Annotated in this window: 24 protein-coding genes; 14 read left to right on the forward strand and 10 right to left on the reverse strand. The window is 64.3% G+C overall.

Translation table 11 applies throughout. From position 1 onward, the window contains the following. Positions 1-108: 108 nt before the first annotated feature. The 10 genes from rplL to AABA86_RS07400 all read right to left on the reverse strand — a co-directional run bounded on the left by rplL (position 109) and on the right by AABA86_RS07400 (position 8,031). Positions 109-486: a 50S ribosomal protein L7/L12 gene (gene rplL, locus AABA86_RS07355; RefSeq protein ID WP_091957455.1), complete on the reverse strand. Its 378-nt coding sequence runs from the start codon at positions 484-486 to the stop codon at positions 109-111. A 54-nt stretch (positions 487-540) separates the two neighbouring features. Continuing rightward, positions 541-1,059, reverse strand: coding sequence for a 50S ribosomal protein L10 (gene rplJ, locus AABA86_RS07360; RefSeq protein ID WP_212249007.1), 519 nt, complete (start codon positions 1,057-1,059; stop codon positions 541-543). A 582-nt stretch (positions 1,060-1,641) separates the two neighbouring features. Further along, complete coding sequence (locus AABA86_RS07365; RefSeq protein ID WP_338306312.1) at positions 1,642-2,595, reverse strand: 2-hydroxyacid dehydrogenase; 954 nt, start codon at positions 2,593-2,595, stop codon at positions 1,642-1,644. A 90-nt stretch (positions 2,596-2,685) separates the two neighbouring features. Beyond that, positions 2,686-3,378 (reverse strand): 50S ribosomal protein L1, encoded by a 693-nt coding sequence (rplA, locus tag AABA86_RS07370; protein ID WP_014494487.1) that lies wholly within the window; start codon positions 3,376-3,378, stop codon positions 2,686-2,688. A 6-nt stretch (positions 3,379-3,384) separates the two neighbouring features. Beyond that, positions 3,385-3,813, reverse strand: coding sequence for a 50S ribosomal protein L11 (gene rplK, locus AABA86_RS07375; protein ID WP_006611824.1), 429 nt, complete (start codon positions 3,811-3,813; stop codon positions 3,385-3,387). 133 nt (positions 3,814-3,946) lie between these two features. Next, positions 3,947-4,501: a transcription termination/antitermination protein NusG gene (nusG, locus tag AABA86_RS07380; RefSeq protein WP_008136441.1), complete on the reverse strand. Its 555-nt coding sequence runs from the start codon at positions 4,499-4,501 to the stop codon at positions 3,947-3,949. Continuing rightward, positions 4,501-4,692, reverse strand: a complete 192-nt coding sequence (secE, locus tag AABA86_RS07385; RefSeq protein ID WP_026202711.1) for a preprotein translocase subunit SecE — start codon at positions 4,690-4,692, stop codon at positions 4,501-4,503. Before secE ends, nusG begins: the two co-directional genes overlap by 1 nt. 365 nt (positions 4,693-5,057) lie before the next feature. After that, positions 5,058-6,326, reverse strand: a complete 1,269-nt coding sequence (locus tag AABA86_RS07390; RefSeq protein WP_338306313.1) for a class I SAM-dependent methyltransferase — start codon at positions 6,324-6,326, stop codon at positions 5,058-5,060. 85 nt (positions 6,327-6,411) lie between these two features. Next, the gene (locus tag AABA86_RS07395) at positions 6,412-7,431 is read right to left on the reverse strand and encodes a lysylphosphatidylglycerol synthase transmembrane domain-containing protein (protein ID WP_212249010.1); all 1,020 of its coding nucleotides are present in this window, start codon (positions 7,429-7,431) and stop codon (positions 6,412-6,414) included. Positions 7,432-7,443: 12 nt separating this feature from the next. After that, the gene (locus AABA86_RS07400) at positions 7,444-8,031 is read right to left on the reverse strand and encodes an SIS domain-containing protein (RefSeq protein ID WP_338306314.1); all 588 of its coding nucleotides are present in this window, start codon (positions 8,029-8,031) and stop codon (positions 7,444-7,446) included. A 165-nt stretch (positions 8,032-8,196) separates the two neighbouring features. Between AABA86_RS07400 and AABA86_RS07405 the strand changes: the two genes are divergently transcribed. The 14 genes from AABA86_RS07405 to AABA86_RS07470 all read left to right on the forward strand — a co-directional run bounded on the left by AABA86_RS07405 (position 8,197) and on the right by AABA86_RS07470 (position 21,031). Continuing rightward, on the forward strand, positions 8,197-9,213 hold the full coding sequence (locus tag AABA86_RS07405) for an SDR family oxidoreductase (protein WP_338306315.1): 1,017 nt from the start codon (positions 8,197-8,199) through the stop codon (positions 9,211-9,213). An 82-nt stretch (positions 9,214-9,295) separates the two neighbouring features. Then, complete coding sequence (locus tag AABA86_RS07410) at positions 9,296-10,861, forward strand: PfkB family carbohydrate kinase (protein ID WP_212249013.1); 1,566 nt, start codon at positions 9,296-9,298, stop codon at positions 10,859-10,861. Positions 10,862-10,888: 27 nt separating this feature from the next. After that, on the forward strand, positions 10,889-11,890 hold the full coding sequence (locus AABA86_RS07415; RefSeq protein WP_038973056.1) for an NAD-dependent epimerase/dehydratase family protein: 1,002 nt from the start codon (positions 10,889-10,891) through the stop codon (positions 11,888-11,890). A 5-nt stretch (positions 11,891-11,895) separates the two neighbouring features. Further along, positions 11,896-12,507: a hypothetical protein gene (locus tag AABA86_RS07420; RefSeq protein WP_338306316.1), complete on the forward strand. Its 612-nt coding sequence runs from the start codon at positions 11,896-11,898 to the stop codon at positions 12,505-12,507. Next, complete coding sequence (locus AABA86_RS07425; protein WP_338306317.1) at positions 12,504-13,541, forward strand: aminoglycoside phosphotransferase family protein; 1,038 nt, start codon at positions 12,504-12,506, stop codon at positions 13,539-13,541. The genes AABA86_RS07420 and AABA86_RS07425 overlap by 4 nt, the downstream gene beginning before the upstream one ends. Further along, positions 13,516-14,364 carry a transketolase gene (locus AABA86_RS07430; protein ID WP_338306318.1) on the forward strand — a complete coding sequence of 283 codons (849 nt, stop codon included), beginning with the start codon at positions 13,516-13,518 and terminating at the stop codon, positions 14,362-14,364. The genes AABA86_RS07425 and AABA86_RS07430 overlap by 26 nt, the downstream gene beginning before the upstream one ends. A gap of 10 nt (positions 14,365-14,374) precedes the next feature. Further along, positions 14,375-15,334 carry a transketolase family protein gene (locus tag AABA86_RS07435; protein WP_338306319.1) on the forward strand — a complete coding sequence of 320 codons (960 nt, stop codon included), beginning with the start codon at positions 14,375-14,377 and terminating at the stop codon, positions 15,332-15,334. 8 nt (positions 15,335-15,342) lie between these two features. Further along, positions 15,343-16,449: a DegT/DnrJ/EryC1/StrS family aminotransferase gene (locus AABA86_RS07440; protein ID WP_338306320.1), complete on the forward strand. Its 1,107-nt coding sequence runs from the start codon at positions 15,343-15,345 to the stop codon at positions 16,447-16,449. Beyond that, positions 16,439-17,557 (forward strand): DegT/DnrJ/EryC1/StrS family aminotransferase, encoded by a 1,119-nt coding sequence (locus tag AABA86_RS07445; protein ID WP_338306321.1) that lies wholly within the window; start codon positions 16,439-16,441, stop codon positions 17,555-17,557. The genes AABA86_RS07440 and AABA86_RS07445 overlap by 11 nt, the downstream gene beginning before the upstream one ends. Next, positions 17,554-18,360, forward strand: coding sequence for a sporadic carbohydrate cluster 2OG-Fe(II) oxygenase (locus AABA86_RS07450; RefSeq protein WP_212249020.1), 807 nt, complete (start codon positions 17,554-17,556; stop codon positions 18,358-18,360). The genes AABA86_RS07445 and AABA86_RS07450 overlap by 4 nt, the downstream gene beginning before the upstream one ends. Next, entirely contained in the window at positions 18,353-18,745 is a 393-nt protein-coding gene (locus AABA86_RS07455; protein ID WP_338306322.1) for an LIC12192 family sporadic carbohydrate cluster protein, read from the forward strand. Before AABA86_RS07450 ends, AABA86_RS07455 begins: the two co-directional genes overlap by 8 nt. 28 nt (positions 18,746-18,773) lie before the next feature. Next, positions 18,774-19,439 carry a class I SAM-dependent methyltransferase gene (locus AABA86_RS07460; RefSeq protein ID WP_338306323.1) on the forward strand — a complete coding sequence of 222 codons (666 nt, stop codon included), beginning with the start codon at positions 18,774-18,776 and terminating at the stop codon, positions 19,437-19,439. After that, on the forward strand, positions 19,417-19,992 hold the full coding sequence (locus AABA86_RS07465) for a WbuC family cupin fold metalloprotein (protein ID WP_338306324.1): 576 nt from the start codon (positions 19,417-19,419) through the stop codon (positions 19,990-19,992). The genes AABA86_RS07460 and AABA86_RS07465 overlap by 23 nt, the downstream gene beginning before the upstream one ends. Continuing rightward, complete coding sequence (locus AABA86_RS07470) at positions 19,955-21,031, forward strand: lysylphosphatidylglycerol synthase transmembrane domain-containing protein (RefSeq protein WP_338306325.1); 1,077 nt, start codon at positions 19,955-19,957, stop codon at positions 21,029-21,031. The genes AABA86_RS07465 and AABA86_RS07470 overlap by 38 nt, the downstream gene beginning before the upstream one ends. Positions 21,032-21,041 lie beyond the last annotated feature (10 nt).

Consider the following 21,041-nt stretch of genomic DNA (forward strand, 5'->3'; position numbering starts at 1 on the left):
GGACGTTCCGTCGCACGCCTTTTGCATCTGACCCACCCCTTCGAGGAGTGGATCGAGATCCCGGGCGAGGCGGATGCCCGCCCGGGATCTCGCGCCAGTAAGCGCTGCTTACTTGAGTTCGACCTTCGCGCCAGCCTTCTCGAGCTGGGCCTTGATCTTCTCGGCTTCGTCCTTGTTCACGCCTTCCTTGACAGGCTTCGGCGCGCCCTCGACGAGATCCTTTGCTTCCTTCAGGCCCAGGCCGGTGATGGCGCGGACTTCCTTGATGACTTCGATCTTCTTGTCGCCGGCGCTGGCGAGAACGACCGTGAATTCGGTCTTCTCTTCCGCCGGAGCGGCGGCAGCGCCACCACCGGCCGGGCCGGCCACGGCGACGGCCGCGGCAGCCGAAACGCCCCACTTCTCTTCGAGGAGCTTCGCCAGTTCGGCAGCTTCGAGCACGGTGAGGCTCGAGAGGTCGTCAACGATCTTCTGCAAGTCAGCCATTGTTCAGTTTCCTTACGTGTAAGTCTGGTTCGGGTTTGAGTTTTGCGAAGGGCGTCAGGCCGCTTCGCCCTTTGAGGCATGAGCCTGGATGACGCGCGCGAGCTTGCCCGCGGGCGCGTTGGCGAGCTGAGCGATCTTGGTCGCCGGGGCCACGATGAGGCCGACGATCTTGGCGCGCAGTTCATCAAGCGACGGCAGCGAGGCAAGCGCCTTCACGCTGTCGACATTCAGGACGGTCTTTCCCATCGAGCCGCCAATGATGACGAACTTTTCGTTCGCCTTGGCGAATTCGACGGCGACCTTTGGCGCCGCTACCGGATCGTTCGAAGTGGCGATCACGGTCGGTCCCTTCAGCATGGGGCCGATGGCAACGACGTCAGTGCCTTCAAGAGCAATTTTGGCGAGACGGTTCTTCGAGACCTTCACCGAGGCGCCAGCCTGCTTCATCTGCATCCGCAGCTTCTGCATCTGGGCAACGGTCAGGCCGGAATATTGGGCAACGATCGCGACGCTCGTGGTCTTGAAGACCCCATTGAGCTGTTCGACCGCGTCCTTTTTTGCCGCTCGTTCCACAGCAAGCTCTTTCCGGTTGGCGGTCATCGCGAGAAGCGGGACCGCCGGGTTGCACCCATCGCCCCACCCAAAACCTGAACCTCAGGGCCAAAACCCCCAGGACACGCGCCGGGCGAGACGACAATTCAAAGCCTGCCCTCCGGGAGCCCGTCAGGGCCCACGGCGTGTCGAGGTCCGAACCAAACCCATTTCGCAACCACCTTAAGGTGGAAGGCGAAGTGAAATCCGGTCTTCACCCGTCTATGCAGGCCATGCGATTAAGCCGTTGAGAAATCGAAATTTCCCGCGGGCGCCTGCAGTCTTGGACAGGACAGGGTCGGCCGGCGAACCGTCCAACCCCTGCCCGCATTCCACCAACCGACGGGTTTTCCTTCCTTTTCGGGCAAATCCTTGCGGACGTCCTGAAAAGGAATGATCTCCTGTCGCGTCGGGTTTTCGGAATGCGTGCACGAACGCGCCAGCCGAGGCCGGCACGTCCGGAAGCGGTTCTTTAACCGCTCGGAGCCTGCTTGCCAAGAGCAAAATTCACACCAGTTCCAATCCGTTGCCGGCGGGGCTTGATCCGGGCCGATAGCGACCGATTCAGGCCGATTTGACCCCGTAAGGCAGCGGCTTGCCCTCAAAGAACGCCGTCAGGTTCGCCAGCACGCAGTTCTGCATGGCGACGTGCGATTCGAGGGTGTGGCCGCCGATATGAGGGGCGAACACCACGTTCGGCAGCGCGGTCAGGGCGTCGGGCGCGTGCGGTTCCTTCTCGAAGACGTCGAGGCCGGCGCCGGCGATGGTCTTGTCGGTCAGCGCCGCCACGAGCGCCTTCTCGTCGATCACGGAGCCGCGGGAGATGTTGACGACGTAGCCGTCCGCCCCGAGCCGCCCCAGGATGTCTGCATTGACGACGTGCTGGGTCTCGGCCCCTGCCCGGACCGCGATCATCAGCACGCTGCACCAGTCAGCCAGTGCCTCCAGCGTCGGGAAATATTGATGGGGCAGATCGTACTTGCTGCGGCTGAAATAGCCGATCTCGCTCTCGAAGGCGGCGCAGCGGCCTGCGATCTTGCGGCCGATCTCGCCCATGCCGTAGACGCCGATACGGCGGCCGGGCATGCCCGCCTGGGGGCGCATCATCGGCGATTGCTTCGACGCCGCCCAGTCACCGCTGCGGACATATTGGTCGGCGACCAGGATCCGCCGGGTCGTCGCCAGCATCAGGGTCATCGCGATGTCGGCGACCGAGGCCGCGTTGGCGCCCGGGCTGTGGCCGACCGCGATGTTGCGGCTGGCTGCCGCTTTCAGGTCGACGCCGTCATAGCCGGTGCCGTAGCAGACGATGGCGCCGAGCTTCGGGAACAGGTCCATCGCCTCGGCACCGAGCGGCGAGCCGCCGGCGGTCAGCAGCGCACGGATCCCGCCGAGCTCGTCGGCCGGAAACATCTCGCGCGCAGGCTTGCCGCCGGTGTCGAGCAATTCGAACCGTTCGGCGAAACGCGCCATCATGGTCTTGGGAAAGCGCGAATAGATCAGGACCTTGTCAGCCATTGTTCTTGTTTCCGGTGAGCCCTGCCACAAACGACGAGGGGCGGAATCGGTTGCCCAATTCCGCCCCTCGCCTCATGTCACTTCCAAACCTTAGCCGAGGATGGTGCCCGGCTCGACCTTCACGCCGGGGCCCATCGTCGAGGACACCGCAACGCGCTGGATGTAGGTGCCCTTGGAACCGGCCGGCTTCGCCTTCGAGACAGCATCGGCCAGAGCCTTGATGTTCTCGACCAGCTTCTCCTCGGAGAACGAGGCCTTGCCGACGCCGGCCTGCAGGATGCCGGCCTTCTCGACGCGGAACTCGACCGAGCCGCCCTTGGCACCCTTCACCGCACCGGTGACGTCCATGGTCACGGTGCCGATCTTCGGGTTCGGCATCAGGCCGCGCGGGCCGAGCACCTTACCGAGACGGCCGACCAGCGGCATCATGTCGGGGGTGGCGATGCAGCGGTCGAAATCGATCGAGCCGTTCTGCACCTTCTCGACCAGGTCCTCGGCGCCGACGACGTCGGCACCTGCAGCCTTGGCCTCATCGGCCTTGGCACCGCGGGCGAACACGCCGACGCGGAGCGTACGGCCAGTGCCATTCGGCAGGGTCACGACGCCACGGACCATCTGGTCGGCGTGACGCGGATCGACGCCGAGATTGATCGCGACCTCGATGGTCTCGTCGAACTTCGCCTTCGCGCGTTCCTTGACCATCTTGATGGCGTCCGCGAGCGGGTAAAGCTTTTCGCGGTCAACACCTTCGCGGGCTTTGTTCAAACGCTTTCCGATTGCCATGACCGCTTACCCCGCCACTTCCAGGCCCATCGAACGGGCAGAGCCCTCGACCATCTTCATGGCCGACTCGATGGAATCGCAATTGAGATCCTTCATCTTCTTCTCGGCGATCTCGCGCACCTGCGCCTTGGTCACCTTGCCGGCCTTGTCACGGCCCGGCGCCTTCGAGCCGGACTGGATCTTGGCAGCCTGCTTGAGGAAGAACGACATCGGGGGCGTCTTCATCTCGAACGTGAACGAACGATCGGCGTAGATCGTGATCACGACGGGAATCGGGGTGTTCTTCTCTTCCTTCTGGGTCTGGGCGTTGAACGCCTTGCAGAACTCCATGATGTTGAGACCGCGCTGACCGAGCGCGGGACCGATCGGGGGCGAAGGATTCGCCGCACCGGCCGGGACCTGAAGCTTCAGGTATCCGGTCACTTTCTTTGCCATGTATCACTCCTGTTGTGCCGGCCAGGCCGGCGGTTTCAGGTTCGTGGTCTGGGTCGGATGCGGCTGGCAACCGCCCTCTCCCTCCCACGGCCTCTCTTTGCGCGAAGCCTCGCCGGCTTCCCGCGTTACCCGGTCAGACCTTCTCGACCTGACCGAATTCCAATTCGACCGGCGTGGCACGGCCGAAGATCGACACCGCGACCTTCACGCGCGAGCGCGCCTCGTCGATTTCCTCGACCACACCCGAGAACGAGGCGAACGGGCCATCGGCCACGCGCACGTTCTCGCCGATCTCGAACGACACCGACGCCTTCGGCCGTTCCACGCCTTCCTGCACCTGGTGCAGGATGCGCATGGCTTCGGATTCCGAGATCGGCATCGGCTTGTTTTCAGCGCCGAGGAAGCCCGTGACCTTCGGCGTGTTCTTGATCAGGTGAAACGCTTCGTCGGTCAGCTTCATCTTCACCAGCACGTAGCCGGGGAAGAATTTGCGCTCGGCGTCGATCTTGCGGCCGCGGCGCACTTCCGTGACCTTCTCGGTCGGAACCAGCACCAGCTCGAACAGCTCCTCGAGCCCGCGCTGCTTGGCCTGCTCGCGGATCGATTCGGCGACCTTCTTCTCGAAGTTCGAGTAGGCGTGGACGATGTACCAGCGCTTGTCGGACAGTTGAGCGGTTGCGGTTGCCATCAGTGAATGCCCAGAAGGTAAGTGATGAGGACACGGATGATCTGGTCGGCGGCGAAGAAGAAGATCGAGGCCACGGCGACCATGACGAACACCATGATGGTGGTGATCGTGGTCTCGCGGCGGGTCGGCCAGGTGACCTTGGCGGTCTCCGAGCGCACTTCCTGCAAGAACTTGAACGGGCTGACTGCCATCGTTTTGATGTCCAACGTCCGTCGACAGACGCGAATGAATTTCAGGGATCCGAACAGCCGCCGTTGGCCCAGCCCTCTGTCTCGAAGGATGAGCCGGAAACCGGGCTCGATTGTTCGGGGATTTCAAAGCCGCGCCGGAGATCCGCGTCTAACGGGCCGGCAGCGAGTGCGGGGTATCTACTGCGGATGAGACCAAACGTCAAGATAGAGAGGGCCCGACTGGACCAGCCGACCTTCCTGGGCGCTAGGGCAGAGCCCAGGCGGATCAAAGGCTTATCCACCGACCGTTCGAGCCGCGATCGCAGCGTCCGACCGGTTCCTTCCGGACGCTCCTCTGGAGCGCCCGCCTCGGCGCCGTTGCGCGGTCAGTCGGCCCGATCGACCATGGAAATGCCCGGCAGCGGCACCACGAACTTTCCGCCGTCGGCGAAGTAGCGGGCGTGCTTGGCCCGGATCGGGTCGACGTAGCGCCAGGCGAAGACGACGACGAACGCGGGCTTGCGCTCATAAAGGGCGGCAGGCGGCAGGATCGGGATGTCGTAACCCGGGCCGGCCATCACGTTCCCCTTCTTGGGATCGTCGTCCACCAGGAAGTCGATCTTGTTCTCCAGGCCGAACTGCGGCAGCAGCGTCGTGGTGCCGACCGAGACGCCGTAGCCGGCAACGAGCTGCCCGCGCGCATGGGCGGCATCAGCCATCGCGACCAGCTCGTCGCGGATCGCAGCGATCCTCTTCACATAGGGCCCATAATAGGCCGGCTGATCCACACCAAGCCGCTCTTCCTCGGCGACGAAGCGCGCGACCTCGGCCGACGGTTTCTTGGCACCACCGGCGCGCTGCACGGTCACGCGGATCGAGCCACCCTTGGTCCAGATGTGTTGGACGTCGATCAGCTCCATGCCGAGCCGGGCAAAGAAACGGATCAGCGGCTTGATGTTAAAATACGACAGATGCTCGTGATAGACGGTGTCGAGCAGGTTCTTCTCGGTGACGTCGACGCCGTATTGCGTTTCGAAGACGAACAACCCGTCCGGCGCGAGCACGTCGCGAACCCCGATCACCAGCGGATCGAGATTGTCGACATTGGCGATCATGTTGTTGGCGATCACGACGCTCGCCGCGCCGTGGCTCTGCAGGATGCGGTGACCAATGGCATCGGTGAAGAAATCGCCGATGGTCTCGATCCCCGCTTCCGTCGCGCGCTTCGCGATGTCCACAGCGGGATCGACACCCAGCACCCGCATGCCGCGCTCCTTGAAGAAGCCGAGCAGCGATCCGTCGTTGCTGCCGAGCTCGACGACCAGCGAGCCCGGCGCGATGCCGAAGCGGCTGACGACGTCGTTGGCATAGCCCGCGAAGTGCTCCCGCAGGCCGAGCGAGAGCGAGGTGGTGTAGACGTAGTTGCGGTACTGGATCTCGGGATTACCGACATGGAGGATCTGGAGGTGGCCGCAATCCCTGCACAGATGCAGCGCCATCGGCACCGCGGCCCGGAACACGGGATCGTCGACGCTGGCGTCCGGGACCTGGAAGTTCGGCGTGCCGATCGGCATGCCTGCCATCGGGACGACCAGCTCCTGCTTGTCCGAATGACAGAGGCGGCAGGTGCGGCGGACGTAGAACAGGTTTTTCATCGTGGAACCGAAAAATGAGATACGCGATCGGGTGAGGCAATCCCACCCCGTGAAGACCAGACCGGCAGCAACGGGCTCAAGCGGGTCATGGGTGGCTCGAGACTTCCTTGCCCAGCCCGTCGTAGCTGGGGGCTTCCTCCGCCGCCTTGGCGGCCTTGTCCGCTGAATACGATCCGCGCTCCGGACTTGCCAGCCAGATCGCGCCGCCGACCAGCCCGATGATCACGCTGATGGCGCCCAGCAGAAGCGACACCGACAGCGCTTCCTCGGAAGGAACATTCGCCAGACCGAGGCAGGCGACCATCGCCCCCTCGCGAACGCCCCAGCCGCTGATCGAGATCGGGACCGCCGTCAACAGCACCACGGGCGGAATCAGGATGCCGGCGTCCACCACCGAAAGCTGTGCTCCGACACCGCGCGCCAGGGCGAAGCAGGCCGCTGCAGTCACGAGATGGATGAGCAGCGCCGACCCGAACAGCAAAGCGCGGCGCTCGGACTGCAGGAGGAGAAACCGGACCAGCGCTCCGAACCGGACGAAGCTTGCGATCGCTGGATGGGCGATGAGGCGCTTGGGCAGACGATCGAGCGTCAACAGCACCACAGTGCCGGCGACGCCGGCCAGCGTCAGCCCGCCGATGGCCAGAATCGCGGCGTGATCGGACACACGCGACAACAGGAACGGCAATCCGGCCACCATCAGCGCGATCAGCCCGATCAACGCCGTAAAGCGGTCGGCCGCAACGCCCTTGACCGCTTCCGGCCACTGCACGCCGCGCTGGCGCAGCAGCCACATCCGCACCGCGTCGCCGCCGACCGACGACGGCAGCACCTGATTGAACCAGAGGCTGATCATGAGAATCCGCCAACCCGCGAGCCAGTCCAGCGACACGCCGAGCGCCCGCATGATCAGCTCCCACCGGCCGTTGAGCACGAAGGTCTGGAAGAAGATCAACGCCAGCGCGAGGACGAACAGCAAGGGATCGACCGAGACGAGATGGCTGCGCAACCGCTGCAGATCGAGACCGCGCGCGATGTAGACCAGCACCGCGATCGACAGCAGCAGCTTTACCGAAAACAGGGCCGCCTGTTTGAACCGCGACTGCATCGGATGCCCGCCTCAGGATGCCGGATATTCCGCGCGACCGATCACGAGGTCGATCGCGGCCATCATCCAGAACTGGTGCGTGGTCTCGACAATGTTGTAGCTGCGGCTATCGACGAAGAAATTGACGTCGCCGAGATTGCGCAGCGGATTGTCCGCATTCATCCCCGACAGCGTGATCACGTCGAGCTTCATCGACCGCGCCTGTGCAACCGCATTGAGGATGTTCTTCGAGCGGCCCGACGAACTGATCGCGACGAGGCAGTCGCCGGCGCGGGCGCTCAGCCGCACGGCGTGCGCGATCCAGTCCTCGAATCCGTAATCGTTGGCAAGGCACGACATCATGCTCGCGTCGCTGAAGCAGAGCGCAGGCACCGATGCGTTCTTCGCCAGATCGATCGCCAGATGCGAGGCGATGCCGGCCGAGCCGCCATTGCCGATGAAGATGACGCGGCCGCCCTGGTTGCGCGCGCGCAGCCAGATGGCGCGGGTCGCGGAGATTGCGGCGAAAACGCCGTCGTCGACCGCCGTCGCGCGATGGAGGCGTCCCACGTAATCGTCGAGAAAAGCCTTGTGATCGGGATCGACGGACACGGCGGGCATGGGCTGGCGGCTCGATTGCAACATGACCGGGTGATACCGGCTATTACCAAGGATTGCAAAGGTATAATACTTGCAAAGTCGGCGAGCGGCTGGTAGTCGGCTTTCGGGTTTCACTCAACATTGGCGGGCCTGTTTCGCTGGGCATTCGCGTCACGGATGTTCCTCATGAAATGCATCGTTACTGGCGGCGCCGGTTTCATTGGAAGTCACCTCGTCGACCGTCTGCTCGACGACGGTCACGAGGTCATCGCGCTCGATAATTTCGTCATCGGGCGCCCCGAGAATCTGGCGGCACGCGCCGGTTCGAGCCAGTTGAAAGTCGTGCGGGCCGACGTCATCGACCTCGAGTCGATCAAGCCGTATTTCCACGGTATCGACTGGGTCTTCCATCTCGCGGCGCTGGCCGACATCGTTCCCTCGATCGAGTCCCCGATCCCCTATCATCGCGCCAATGTCGACGGCACGGTCAATGTTCTCGAAGCGGCGCGGCACGCCGGCGTCAAGCGCTTCGTCTACGCCGCGTCGTCGTCCTGCTACGGCATTCCCGACGTCTATCCGACGCCCGAGAGCGCCGAGATCCGGCCGATGTATCCCTACGCGCTTACCAAGAATCTCGGCGAACAGTGCGTCATGCACTGGTGTCAGGTCTACAAGCTGCCCGCGGTCGCGCTGCGCCTGTTCAACGTGTATGGGCCGCGCCATCGTACCACCGGCACCTACGGTGCCGTGTTCGGCGTGTTCATGGCGCAGAAGCTCGCCGGCAAGCCTTTCACGGTGGTCGGCGACGGCGAGCAGACGCGCGACTTCACCTTCGTCAGCGACGTCGCGGACGCCTTCGTCACCGCCGCGCGCTCCGATGTCTCGCACGAGATGTTCAACGTCGGCTCGGACAACACCTACAGCGTCAACCGGCTGGTCGAGCTTCTCGGCGGCGACAAGGTCCACATTCCCAAGCGTCCGGGCGAGCCCGATTGCACCTACGCCGACATCACCAAGATCAAGCGGGTCCTGAACTGGACGCCGAAGGTGAAATTCGAGGACGGCGTCGCGACGATGCTGAAGTCGATGGATCAGTACAAGGACGCGCCCTTGTGGACGGTCGACAAGATCGCCGACGCCACCAAGGACTGGTTCAAATATCTCGGTGACGACGACGGCTCGCCGCAGAAGGCAAGCTCTTGAACAGGCTCGCCGGATATCGTCGCTGCGAGTCGATCAATTCAGGCCGGCCATCTGAGACCTGCCGGCGCTTTGGGTAATCCACATGGGTAATGCTGCGACAGACAAGCCGACCGGCCATCCGGCACCGCACGACAAGATCAAGACGATCGAGGAGCTGGGCGAGATTGCGCGCGCCGCGCAGGCAAAGGGCCTCACCGTCGCGCTCTGCCACGGCGTGTTCGATCTGGTGCATCTCGGCCACGTCCGGCACATCCTGGCGGCGCGCAACGAGGCCGATGTGGTCATCGTGACCATTACCGCCGACCGTTTCGTCAACAAGGGCCCGGGACGGCCGATCTTTCCGGAGAACATGCGCGCCGAGATGCTGGCCGCGCTCGGCACGGTCGACTGGGTCGGCATCAACCGGACCTCCAGCGCCGAGCCGGTCCTCGATGCCGTGCGCCCCGACACCTACGTGAAGGGCTCGGACTACGAGAATCCCGAGGATGACGTCACCGGCAAGATCGCGACCGAGCGCGAGGCCGTCGAACGTCACGGCGGACGAATCGTCTTCACGCGCGACGTCACCTTCAGCTCGTCGTCGCTGCTGAACCGCTACTTCGACATCTACGATCCCCCCCTGCGCGACTACCTCCAGAAGGTGCGCGAAGGCGGCGGCGCCGAACGCCTGCTGAAGCTGATCGACAAGATCCAGGACATGCACGTCGTGCTGGTCGGCGATACGATCATCGACGAATACCAGTACGTCACGGCGCTCGGGAAGGCTTCAAAGGAGAACATCGTCGCCACCCTGCTCAAGAATGGCGAGCAGTTTGCCGGCGGCGTCATTGCCGCGGCCAATCACGTGGCGAGCTTCTGCAAGTCGGTGGAGATCGTCACGACGCTGGGTGGCAACGACTACCCCGAGGAGTTCATTCGCGCGCATGTCCGCCCGAATGTCACGCTGACGCCGATCCGCATTCAGGGCCGACCGACGACCCGTAAACTGCGGTACGTCGAGATGGGCTATCTGCACAAGCTCTTCGAAGTCTACACGATGGACGACACGCCGCTCGACGAGGCCGAGCGCAAGGAGATCGACCGAATCACCGCCGAGCGCGTTCGTGGCGGGGACGTGGTGATCGTCACCGATTTCGGTCACGGCATGATCGCGTCCAGCACCATCGACACGCTGATCGAGAACTCCAAGTTCCTGGCGGTCAACGCCCAGAGCAACAGCGGAAACCACGGCTACAATCTGATCACGAAATATCCGCGGGCCGACTACGTCTGCATCGACGCGCCGGAAGCGCGGCTGGCCGCGACCGACAAGTTCAGCGACATCGCGTCGGTGATCGAGAATCGCCTGCACGGCAAGATCGATTGCGACAACATGATCATCACGCACGGCTCCTTCGGCTGCTACCCCTTCTCGTCGAAGACCGGCGTCGCGCGCGTACCCGCTTTCACCAAGACCGTCGTCGACACGGTCGGCGCCGGCGACGCCTTCCTGACGATCACGGCGCCGCTGGTGGCGGCCGGCGGCAATATCGAGGACGTCGCCTTCATCGGCAACGCGGCGGGCGCGATCAAGGTCGGCATCGTCGGTCACCGCAACTCGGTCGAGAAGGCGCCGCTGGTCAAATTCGTCACCGCGTTGTTGAAGTGACGCGAACCGGAAATCTGGAGAACGACAGTGATTGATCAGAAATGGAACGTGATGGTCACCGGTGGCGCCGGCTATGTCGGCAGCGTGCTGGTTCCCCAGTTGCTGGCAGCGGGCCACAAGGTCACGGTGCTCGACCTGTTCATGTACGGCGAATCCGTCTTCGACGCGGTTCGCAACAATCCGAACCTTCGCCTGATCAAGGGCGACATCCGCGATGAGGCCGCGATCAACGAGGCCCTGCGCGGCAACAATGCGGTGATCCACCTCGCCTGCATCTCCAACGACCCCTCGTTCGAGCTCGATCCGGGCCTCGGCAAGTCCATCAACTACGACTGCTTCCGTCCGATGGTGCGCGCCGCCAAGAAGGCCGGCATCAAGCGCTTCATCTATGCCTCCTCGTCGAGCGTCTATGGCATCAAGGACGAGGCCGAGGTGACCGAGGAACTGTCCTGCGAGCCGCTCACGGATTACTCCAAGTTCAAGGCGATGTGCGAGACCGACCTCGCCGAAGAGGCCGCGTCCGGCTTCGTCACCTGCACGGTTCGTCCCGCCACCGTCTGCGGCTACGCTCCGCGGCAGCGGCTCGACGTCGTCGTCAACATCCTGACCAACCTCGCGGTCAACACCGGCCGCATCCGCGTGTTCGGCGGAACGCAGAAGCGGCCCAATCTGCACATCGAGGACATGTCGGCGGCTTATCTGTTCCTGCTGCAGCAGGATGACGCGAAGATCGACGGCAAGACCTACAACATCGGCTACGAGAACCACTCGCTGATGAAGATCGCCGACATCGTCAAATCGGTGGTCGGAAACAACGTCGAGGTCGCCGTCGAGCCGACCGACGATCTGCGCTCCTACCACGTCTCGTCGGAGAAGATCCGCCGCGAGCTCGGATTCGCGCCGACGCACACGATCGAACAGGCCGTGTCCGGCCTCGTGGACGCCTTCAGGTCCGGCCGCCTGCCGAACTCGCTCAACGATCCCCGGTATTTCAACATCAAGATGATGCAGAACATCAGCCTGAAGTGAGCGGCGTGCGGATCGGCATCGATTTCGACAACACGATCATCTGCTACGACAAGGTCTTTGCCGCCGCGGCGCGTCAGCGCGAGCTGGTGCCGGAGGGCTGGGAGGGGCTGAAGAACGATGTGCGGGATTACTTGCGATCCCGCACGGGTGGCGAGCTCGCCTGGCAAGGCCTGCAAGGCTTCGTCTACGGCAAGGGCATTGGCGGCGCCGAGATCTATCCGGGCGTTCGCGAATTCCTCGTGGCGTGCAGACAGGCCGGCGCCAAGGTGTACATCGTCAGCCACAAGACCCGATTCGGTCATCAGGACCCCGACCATACTGACCTGCGCGAGGCCGCACGCGGCTGGCTGCGTGGCGCCGGCCTCATCGACGCTGCGGAAGCGGCGGTGGCCACCGGCGATGTTTATTTCGAGGACACGATGGCCGCCAAGGTCGACAGGCTCGCGAGCCTGGAGCTGGACATCTTCATCGACGATCTCGTCGAGGTCTTCGAGCAGCCGCATTTCCCGAAGGGCACGCGATCAATCCTGTTCACGCGTTCGCAGTCAACGCACCCCGAACATTGCAAGCCGATCGCGACATGGGCCGGCATCCGCGACGAGGTGTTTGCGGCATGAGCGAGCCCGACATCAGCGCAGCGGATGCGATGGCGATCGGCAGCCGCCTCGCCGGGGCCCGGGTCGCGGCCGCCCAGCCGGCGCGGTCCGGCGGCAACAACAGGGTGTTTCGGCTGGAGATGGCGGAGGGTCCGCCCCTCGCCCTCAAGCATTATCCGTCCGACGGGCGCGATCGGCTCGGACAGGAATATGACGCGCTCACGTTTCTGTCGCGCCACGGGATTACATCGACGCCGCGGCCGATCGCAAAGGACGCCGATGCGTTCTGCGCGCTGTATCAATGGTTCGACGGTGACGCGGCGGTGCTCCGTCCCCGGGACGACGATGCCGACCAGCTGGCCGATTTCCTGATCGAATTGCAGAAGCTGCGCGACGCCGAAGGTGCGCAGACCTTGCGCAATGCGTCAGCCAGCATCTTTTCACCCGAGGAAGCCATCGCCCAGTACGAGCAGCGCCTCGACGGGTTGACGCGCGAGTCGCAGGATCACCCCGAGCTGCGTACGTTCATCGACGGCAGCTTGGTTCCCAGCACGGCCGTCGCCATCCGAAGGCTCCGCCAACGCTATGCGGAACTGGGGCGGGATCCCGCAGCGGACCTTCTGCCCGCGCATCGCGCATTGAGCCCGTCCGATTTCGGACTGCACAACGCGCTGCGCGGCGAAGACGGCCGCCTGCGCTTCATCGACTTCGAATATTTCGGCTGGGACGATCCGGTCAAACTGCTGTCCGATACCGCGATCCACCCCGGCAGCGATCTGCCCGCAACAAGCGCGAATCGCCTCATCGAACGCCTCACGCAAGCCTTTGCGGCTAGGGATGACGCGTTTGCGATCCGCCGTGACGTACTGTATCCTGTGTTCGGGGCGATCTGGTGCCTGATTGTCCTGAATGCCTATTTGCCCGAAAGCCGCTCCCGGCGCGCCTTGGCTGCGCAAGGTGGCGATCTGACGGTCCGCCTTGCCGGTCAGCTCGACAAAGCGCGCCGGCTTCATCAAACGATTTGCCAACGTGATCCAGATCTCACCCCACGCTGAAGCCGCCCTCACCTGCACGCTGGACGAGCGCAGTCTCTATTTGCGCCGCCTGGTCCTCGGTTCTGTTCGCTCCGCAGGACGCGGCCATGTCGGTCCAGCCCTGTCGCTGATCGAGATGGTCCGCGTGCTCTACGACGACATCCTGCGGATCGATCCGCAGAACCCGCGCGATCCCAATCGCGACCGCGCCATCCTCAGCAAGGGGCACGGGTGTCTCGCGCTCTACGCGCTTCTCGCCGATCGCGGCTTCTTCCCGCTGTCGGAGCTGGACGGCTTTTGCGGCTCCGACAGTATTTTGGGCGGACATCCCGAATACGGCATGGTGCCGGGGGTCGAGGCCTCGACCGGCGCGCTCGGGCATGGCCTGTCGATCGGCGTCGGCCTTGCGCTCGCCGCCCGCATGCGCGAGCGCAGCTACCGGACCTTCGTGCTGCTCGGCGACGGCGAGATCAACGAGGGATCGGTGTGGGAGGCCGCCATGGGCGCGGCCAAGCACGGGCTCGATAACCTCGTCGCGATGATCGACTACAACAAGCTTCAGAGCTACGGGCCCACCGACTACGTGCTGCCGCTGGAGCCGCTCGCGGACAAATGGCGCAGCTTCGGCTTTGCCGTGCAGGAGCTCAACGGCCACGACGTCGGCGCCCTGCGCACCGTCCTGAAGCAGGTCCCTGTCGTTCCGGGCAAGCCCACCGCGGTGATCTGCCATACCGTCAAGGGCAAGGGTCTGCCGCCCGCAGAATCCAACGCCGACTGGCATCACAAGAACAAGCTGTCCGACAGCGAGCTAGACGCCATCCGCGTCGCCGTCGGCGATTTTTGATCGGCTCCCCATGCGCAACACCGCGATGAACATGGTCCACAAGCTCGCCGCGCGCGACGAGCGTGTGCTTTACATCGGCTCCGATCCCGGCGCCGGCACGCTGCGTGCGATGAGCAAGGAGTTTCCCAAGCGCCATCTGATCGAGGGCATTTCGGAAGCGCACATCATCGGCATGTCGGCCGGTCTCGCGATGGAAGGCTTCGTGCCTTACGTCAATACCATCGCGACCTTCCTCACCCGCCGCTGCTACGAGCAGGTGGCCGTCGATCTCTGTCTGCACAATCTGCCGGTGCGGCTGATCGCCAATGGCGGCGGGCTGGTCTACGCACCGCTCGGTCCGACCCACCAGGCGATCGAGGACATCGCCATCATGCGGGCGCTGCCGAACATGACGGTGGTCTGCCCCTGCGACGCCGACGAGGCCGCGCGCATGATGGACAAGACGCTCGACTGGACCGGACCGATCTACATCCGGCTCGGCAAGGGCGGTGACGCCATCGTCTCGAAGGCCGAGCACGGCTTCGAGATCGGCAAGGCCATCCTGATGCGCACCCCGGGCGACGTCCTCATGGTGACCACCGGCATCATGCTGCAGCGGGCGCTGGCCGCAGCCGACCTGCTGGCCGCGCAAGGCATTCGCGCCGGCATCCTGCACATGCATACGGTGAAGCCGCTCGACACCGAAGCGCTGCTGCAGGCAATCCGCGGCATCAAGCTCCTGGCAACGCTGGAGGAGCACGTGCCCTCCGGAGGTCTCGGCAGTGCGGTTGCGGAGACGCTGATCGACAAGCTCGGCTCCGGCCTGCCCGCGATGCTGCGTCTGTCGCTGCCGGACCGCTTCATGCACAATTACGGCTCGCAGGACTCGCTGCTGAAAAAGCACGGCCTCGCGCCCAACGCCATCGCGACCTCGATCGAGCACGCGCTCGCGGCGTCGCGCACCTCCGCTCCTCAACTCCATTCCACCTGACGGGTCACATGTACGACGTTCGATATTCCTACCTGCTCGAGCAATTCTCCGACCCCGCCCCGATCCTGGCCGAGATCGGCCGGCTGGTTGCGACCGGAGACTTCACCCTTGGCAAGCCCGTCGCCGAATTCGAAAAGCGCTTTGCCGAACTGATCGGCGTGCGTCACGCCATCGGCGTCGGATCCGGCACCGACGCGCTCAAGCTGCCGCTCAAGGCGCTCGGCATCGGTCATGGCGACGAGGTCATCACCGCCGCCAACACCTTCATCGCCACCGTCGGCGCGATCGCGGAAACCGGCGCCACCCCGGTGCTGGTCGACTGCGACGATTCCTTCTGCATGAACGTCGACCAGGTCGAAGCCGCCATCACCAAGAAGACCAAGGCGATCATGCCGGTTCAGCTGACCGGCGAGGTCACCGACATGGGCAAGTTGATGGCGATCGCGCAGCGCCACAATCTCCCCGTCGTCGAGGACGCCTGCCAGGGCATCCTGTCGGAGTTCGCCGGCAAGCGCTCCGGCACCCACGGCATCGCGGCCGGCTTCTCCCTGCATCCGCTCAAGAACCTCAACGTCTGGGGCGATGCCGGCGTCGTCGTCACCAATGACGACGGCGTGAACGAGAAGCTCCGCCTGATCCGCAACCACGGCATGAAGAACCGCGACGAGATCGCGATCCTCGGCTGCAATTCGCGGCTCGATTCCTTGCAGGCCGTCGTCGGCAACTGGCTGATCGGCCAGACCAGCGAGATCACGCGGCGCCGGATCGAGAATGCCGCCTATTACGACGCGGGCCTTGCCGGCCTGCCCGGCCTGCGCGTCCCGCCGCGCCGGCCCAACGTGAAGCACGTCTACCATCTCTACATGGTGTTCGCCGAACGCCGCGACGAGCTCTACCAATACTGCCTGGACAACGGCATCGAGGCCAAGATCCACTATCCCATCCCGCTGTATCAGCAGGAAGGCCTCAAGCATCTCGGCTACGCGCCCGGCACCTTCCCGGTCACCGACCGCCACGCCAAGGAAGTCATCAGCTTCCCCGTCGACCAGCATCTGACGCGCGCACAGCAGGACCGCGTCATCGAGACCGTCAGGAAGTTCTGCCATGGACGCTGACACCGGCCGCCGGCGCATCGGTTACGTCAATCTTCCCGCCCAGTTCGAGGAAGAGCGCACCGAGATCATGCAGGCGGTGGAAGGCGTATTCCAGCGCGGCGATTTCATCGGCGGGGCGGCGGTTGGAAAGCTCGAGGAGGAATTGTCCGCCTATCTCGGCTCGCCCCATGTCGTAACGCTGAATTCCGGCACCGACGCGCTGATCCTTTCCTTGCGGGCGCTCGACATCGGTCCCGGCGACGAGGTGATCACCCCGCCGAATTCGTTCGTGGCCTCGACCGCCGCGATCATCGCGGTCGGCGCCACGCCTGTCTTTGCGGACGTGCTGCCGGACCAGAACATCGATCCGGCCGCGGTCGAGGCCGCCGTCACGCCGCGCACCAAGGCGATCATGCCGGTGCATCTGACCGGGCGCATGGCCGACATGACCCCGCTGATGGCGATCGCGGACAAGCATGCGCTCGCCGTGATCGAGGACAGCGCCCAAGCGGTCGGCTCGACCTATGACGGCCGGATGAGCGGCACCATCGGCACGTTCGGCTGCTTCTCGGCCCATCCGCTGAAGAATCTCAATGCCGCAGGCGATGCCGGTTTCCTCGTCACCGCCGACGCCGATCTCGCCGCAAGAATCCGCCGGCTGCGCAATCACGGCCTGATCAACCGCAGCGACGTCCAGGAATGGGGCATCGTATCACGGCTCGACACGCTGCAGGCCGAGGTGCTGCGCATTCGCCTGCGTCACCTGCCCTCGGTGATCGAGCGGCGGCGGCGCAACGCCGCGCAATACCGCGCCGAGCTCGCCGGACTCCCTCTGTTCATTCCGCCCTGCCGCAACATCGAGTTCAACACCTTCCACACCTTCGTGGTGCAGACCGACCGCCGCAACGACTTCCAGAAATATCTGGCCGACAAGGGCATCGAGACCGCGATCCACTATCCGGTCCCGATCCATCTGCAGCCGGCGGCGGCGCATCTGGGGCAAGGCCGCGGCGCGTTCCCGCTGACCGAGCGGCAGGCGGATCAGATCCTCACGCTTCCGATCAACCAGTTCCTGTCGGCCGCCGATATCAGCTATATCTGCGCGACCGCCCGGGAGTATTTTGCATGACGGATACGGACTTCCTTCAGGCCGACGAGCAGGCGCTGGCGCAGCGCTTCATCGACAACGGCTTCGTCACCACGCCGGCCGACGATCGCGCCGGGCTCGACCGGATCCAGCGGCGCGCCGCCGAGCTGGCGGCCGATTATCTCAAACTGCCGCACAGCAACGATCCCTATGCGATGCTCGACAGCATCCACACCCGGGTGAGCGTGGACGATCTCAACGGCCTGCGGCTGCACGTCTTCAACGGCCTCAATGCCGAGGCGTGGTTTCGGCCGACTTATTTCCGTCTGGCGCGCTCGACGATCGAGACCATCGTAGGCAACGAGCTCTGCATGCAGCGCCGCGTCAATCTCAGCATCCAGATGCCCGGCGACGATTCCTCGCTGCTCGCCACCCATTCCGACGTCTGGTCGGGCGACTCGCCGTTCGAGGTCGTGGTGTGGGTCCCGCTGGTGGACGTCCACCACACCAAGGCGATGTACCTGCTGCCACCGTCGCTGAACGGCGACATGCAGGACCGGATGGCAAGCTTGCGCAGCGCCGAGGAGCTGTACAAGACGATCCAGCCGCACGCGACCTTCATCGAGATTCCCTACGGTCACGTGATGCTGTTCAACCAGACCCTGATGCACGGGAATCGCGTCAACGAGGAGCCCGGCACGCGCTGGAGCATGAACTGCCGGTTCAAGAGCATCATGTCGCCCTACGCGGACAAGCGCTTCGGCGAGTTCTTCGAACCGATCCTGCTGCGTCCCGCGACACGGGTCGGCATGCAGTACAAGCTGCCGGGAGGCTTCCATGGCTGAGCGAGCCGGCCATCGCGGCTATATCGGCGCCCGGCCGCTGAACGGCAGCCGCACCCCGCAGCACGTCCAGAACATCGTGATCCGCGACTACGCGCGGCGCAAGAACCTGCAATTTCTGCTCAGCGCCGTCGAGCACATCATGCCCGGCAGCTACATGGTGCTCGAGGACATCCTGGACGAGTTGCCCCGCCTGAATGGCATGATCCTCTACAGCATCTTCATGCTGCCGCCCGACGAGGCACGGCGGCGACAGATCTACGACCGCGTGCTGCGCGAAGGCTGCGACCTCCACGCCGCCGTCGAGGACATCACGCTGTCGTCGCAGAAAGACATCCAGGCCGTCGAGGACATTCTGCTGGTCAATAAATACGCGACCATCCTGTGACGATGCCGCGGACCACCGGTTGGGCCCCATGAGCGAGATCAACCTGCTCCAACCGATGCACGCGTCGACCAGGCGGAACTACGTTCAGCGCGTGGTCGAGCACGACAAGGCGGAATCCGCCACCGTGGCGCGCCAGTGGGGTCTCGACTACTGGGACGGCGACCGGCGCTACGGCTATGGCGGCTATCGTTACGACGGACGCTGGCGCCCGCTCGCCCAGACCCTGATCGATCGCTACGGCATCAAGCCGGGAATGAGCGTGCTCGATGTCGGCTGCGGCAAGGGCTATTTGCTCTACGAGTTCACCCAGCTCGTCCCCGACCTCAGGATCGCCGGCATCGACATCTCCGACTACGGCATCGCCAACGCCAAGGAGGAGGTGCGGCCACAGCTGAAGGTCGGCAGCGCCGTCGAGCTCCCCTACCCCGATCACAGCTTCGACCTCGTGGTATCGCTCGGCGTGCTGCACAACCTTCCGCTCGAGGACGTGTTCCGGGCGGTGCCGGAGATCGAGCGCGTCGGACGCGGCGCCGGGAAATATCTGATGGTGGAATCCTTCCGCAACGAGCGCGAGAAGGCCAACCTTCTTTACTGGCAGCTCACTTGCCTGAGCTTCCACGGCCCGGAAACCTGGGCGTGGATCTACGACAAATGCGGGTACCGGGGCGACCATGGGTTCATCTTCTTCGAATGAAGCCGGCCCGCGCCGGCCGACGTCGCTGCGCGCGCAGAATCCGGAAGTGTACTATTCGGACGATGCCATCGTCACGGCGGACGACGCCACGATCGCGGAGCTGAAACGCATCGCCGCCGGCAATCCGCGTCTGCGCAGCCGGCTGTGCACGCATCCCGATCCCGCGTCCGGCCTGCACGAGATGCTGATCGTGCATCATCGCGAGGCCTATGTCCGGCCGCACAAGCATTTTGGCAAACCTGAATCGTTTCACCTGATCGAAGGCACCGCGCAGGTCGTGATCTTCGAGGACGACGGACGTATCCGCGACGTGCTCGAGATGGCGCCGTACGGCCAAGGCGCCCTCTGCTACTACCGGATGCCCGAAAAGGTCTTCCACTCGATCCTGATCACCTCGGAATGGCTGGTGTTCCACGAAACCACCGCCGGCCCGTTCGATCCCTCACGTACCGCATTTCCCGACTGGGCCCCCGATGGCGGCGACGCTGCCGAGGTCCACGACTACGTCACACGGATTGGCGCGCTCGCCGCGGAGCATCTGGCGCGACGGTAGATTTCGACCAGACTCGCTGCTCGACGATCCCGCCGTGAATGATCGAGGACGAAACCAGACGATGAAGCCGCCTGCAAAAGCACTGGTTACCCTGGTCAAGTTCGCGGTGTCGATCGGGATTCTGGTATTGCTCTTGCGCAGCCAGGACTTGTCGTCCCTGAAAGCCGATCTTCTCGCCGTCAACTTGAACATGCTGGCGCTTGCCGTGTTGCTGCTGTTCGCCCAGACCTTCATTCTCTGCCACCGCTGGATCCTGATCCTCCGCGCCATGAGCGTGCCCCTGAGATGGCTGGCCGGCTGGCGCATTCTGATCATCAGCACCTTCTTCAATCAGGTGCTGCCCGCGGGCGGTGACGCGGTCCGGATCTGGATGCTGCGGCGGAACGGTGTGCAATGGTCGCAAACGATCGGCAGCATCGTGGCCGATCGCTTCCTGGCGCTGCTGGCGCTCGGCCTCATCGTCCTGGCGGGAATGCCGTTCCTGCTGCCTCGTGTCCGCGACAACTCACTCCTATTCGCAATCGTGACCGTTCTGGCGGCTGCATGCCTCGGCGCAATCGCCCTGGCGACGCTGGACCGGTGGCCGCCGCGCCTGATCGCGGCCGTGCCGGCCAGGATCGTGCAATTCGCGATGCTGGTCAGGGCTCCGTTGCTGGCCGAAGGGCGGGCAATGTTGATCGTATCAGCCATTGTCGTCCACCTGATCACCGTCGCGACCTGCTATGTCCTTGCGATTGGACTGGAGGCGCCCCTCACCGCACTTGACGCCTTCGTGCTGGTCCCGCTCGTCATCCTGTCTTCCGCGGTCCCCATCTCGATCGGAGGCTGGGGCGTGCGCGAAGGCGCGATGGTCGCTGCGCTTGGCCTCGCCGGGATCGCATCCGACAAGGCGCTCGCGATATCGGTCCTGCTGGGTCTTGGCGGCCTGATCGTCGGGCTGTTCGGCGGGCTAGTATGGCTGATCGCGCCCGAGCGCACCGGCTTCAGCCCGGAGGAGGCGCGGGCCATCGCCGAACGAACCGATGCAGCGCCGGTCTAGCATGGGCAAC

This window comes from Bradyrhizobium sp. TM233 (genome assembly GCF_036247965.1).
GTDB lineage: Bacteria > Pseudomonadota > Alphaproteobacteria > Rhizobiales > Xanthobacteraceae > Bradyrhizobium > Bradyrhizobium ottawaense.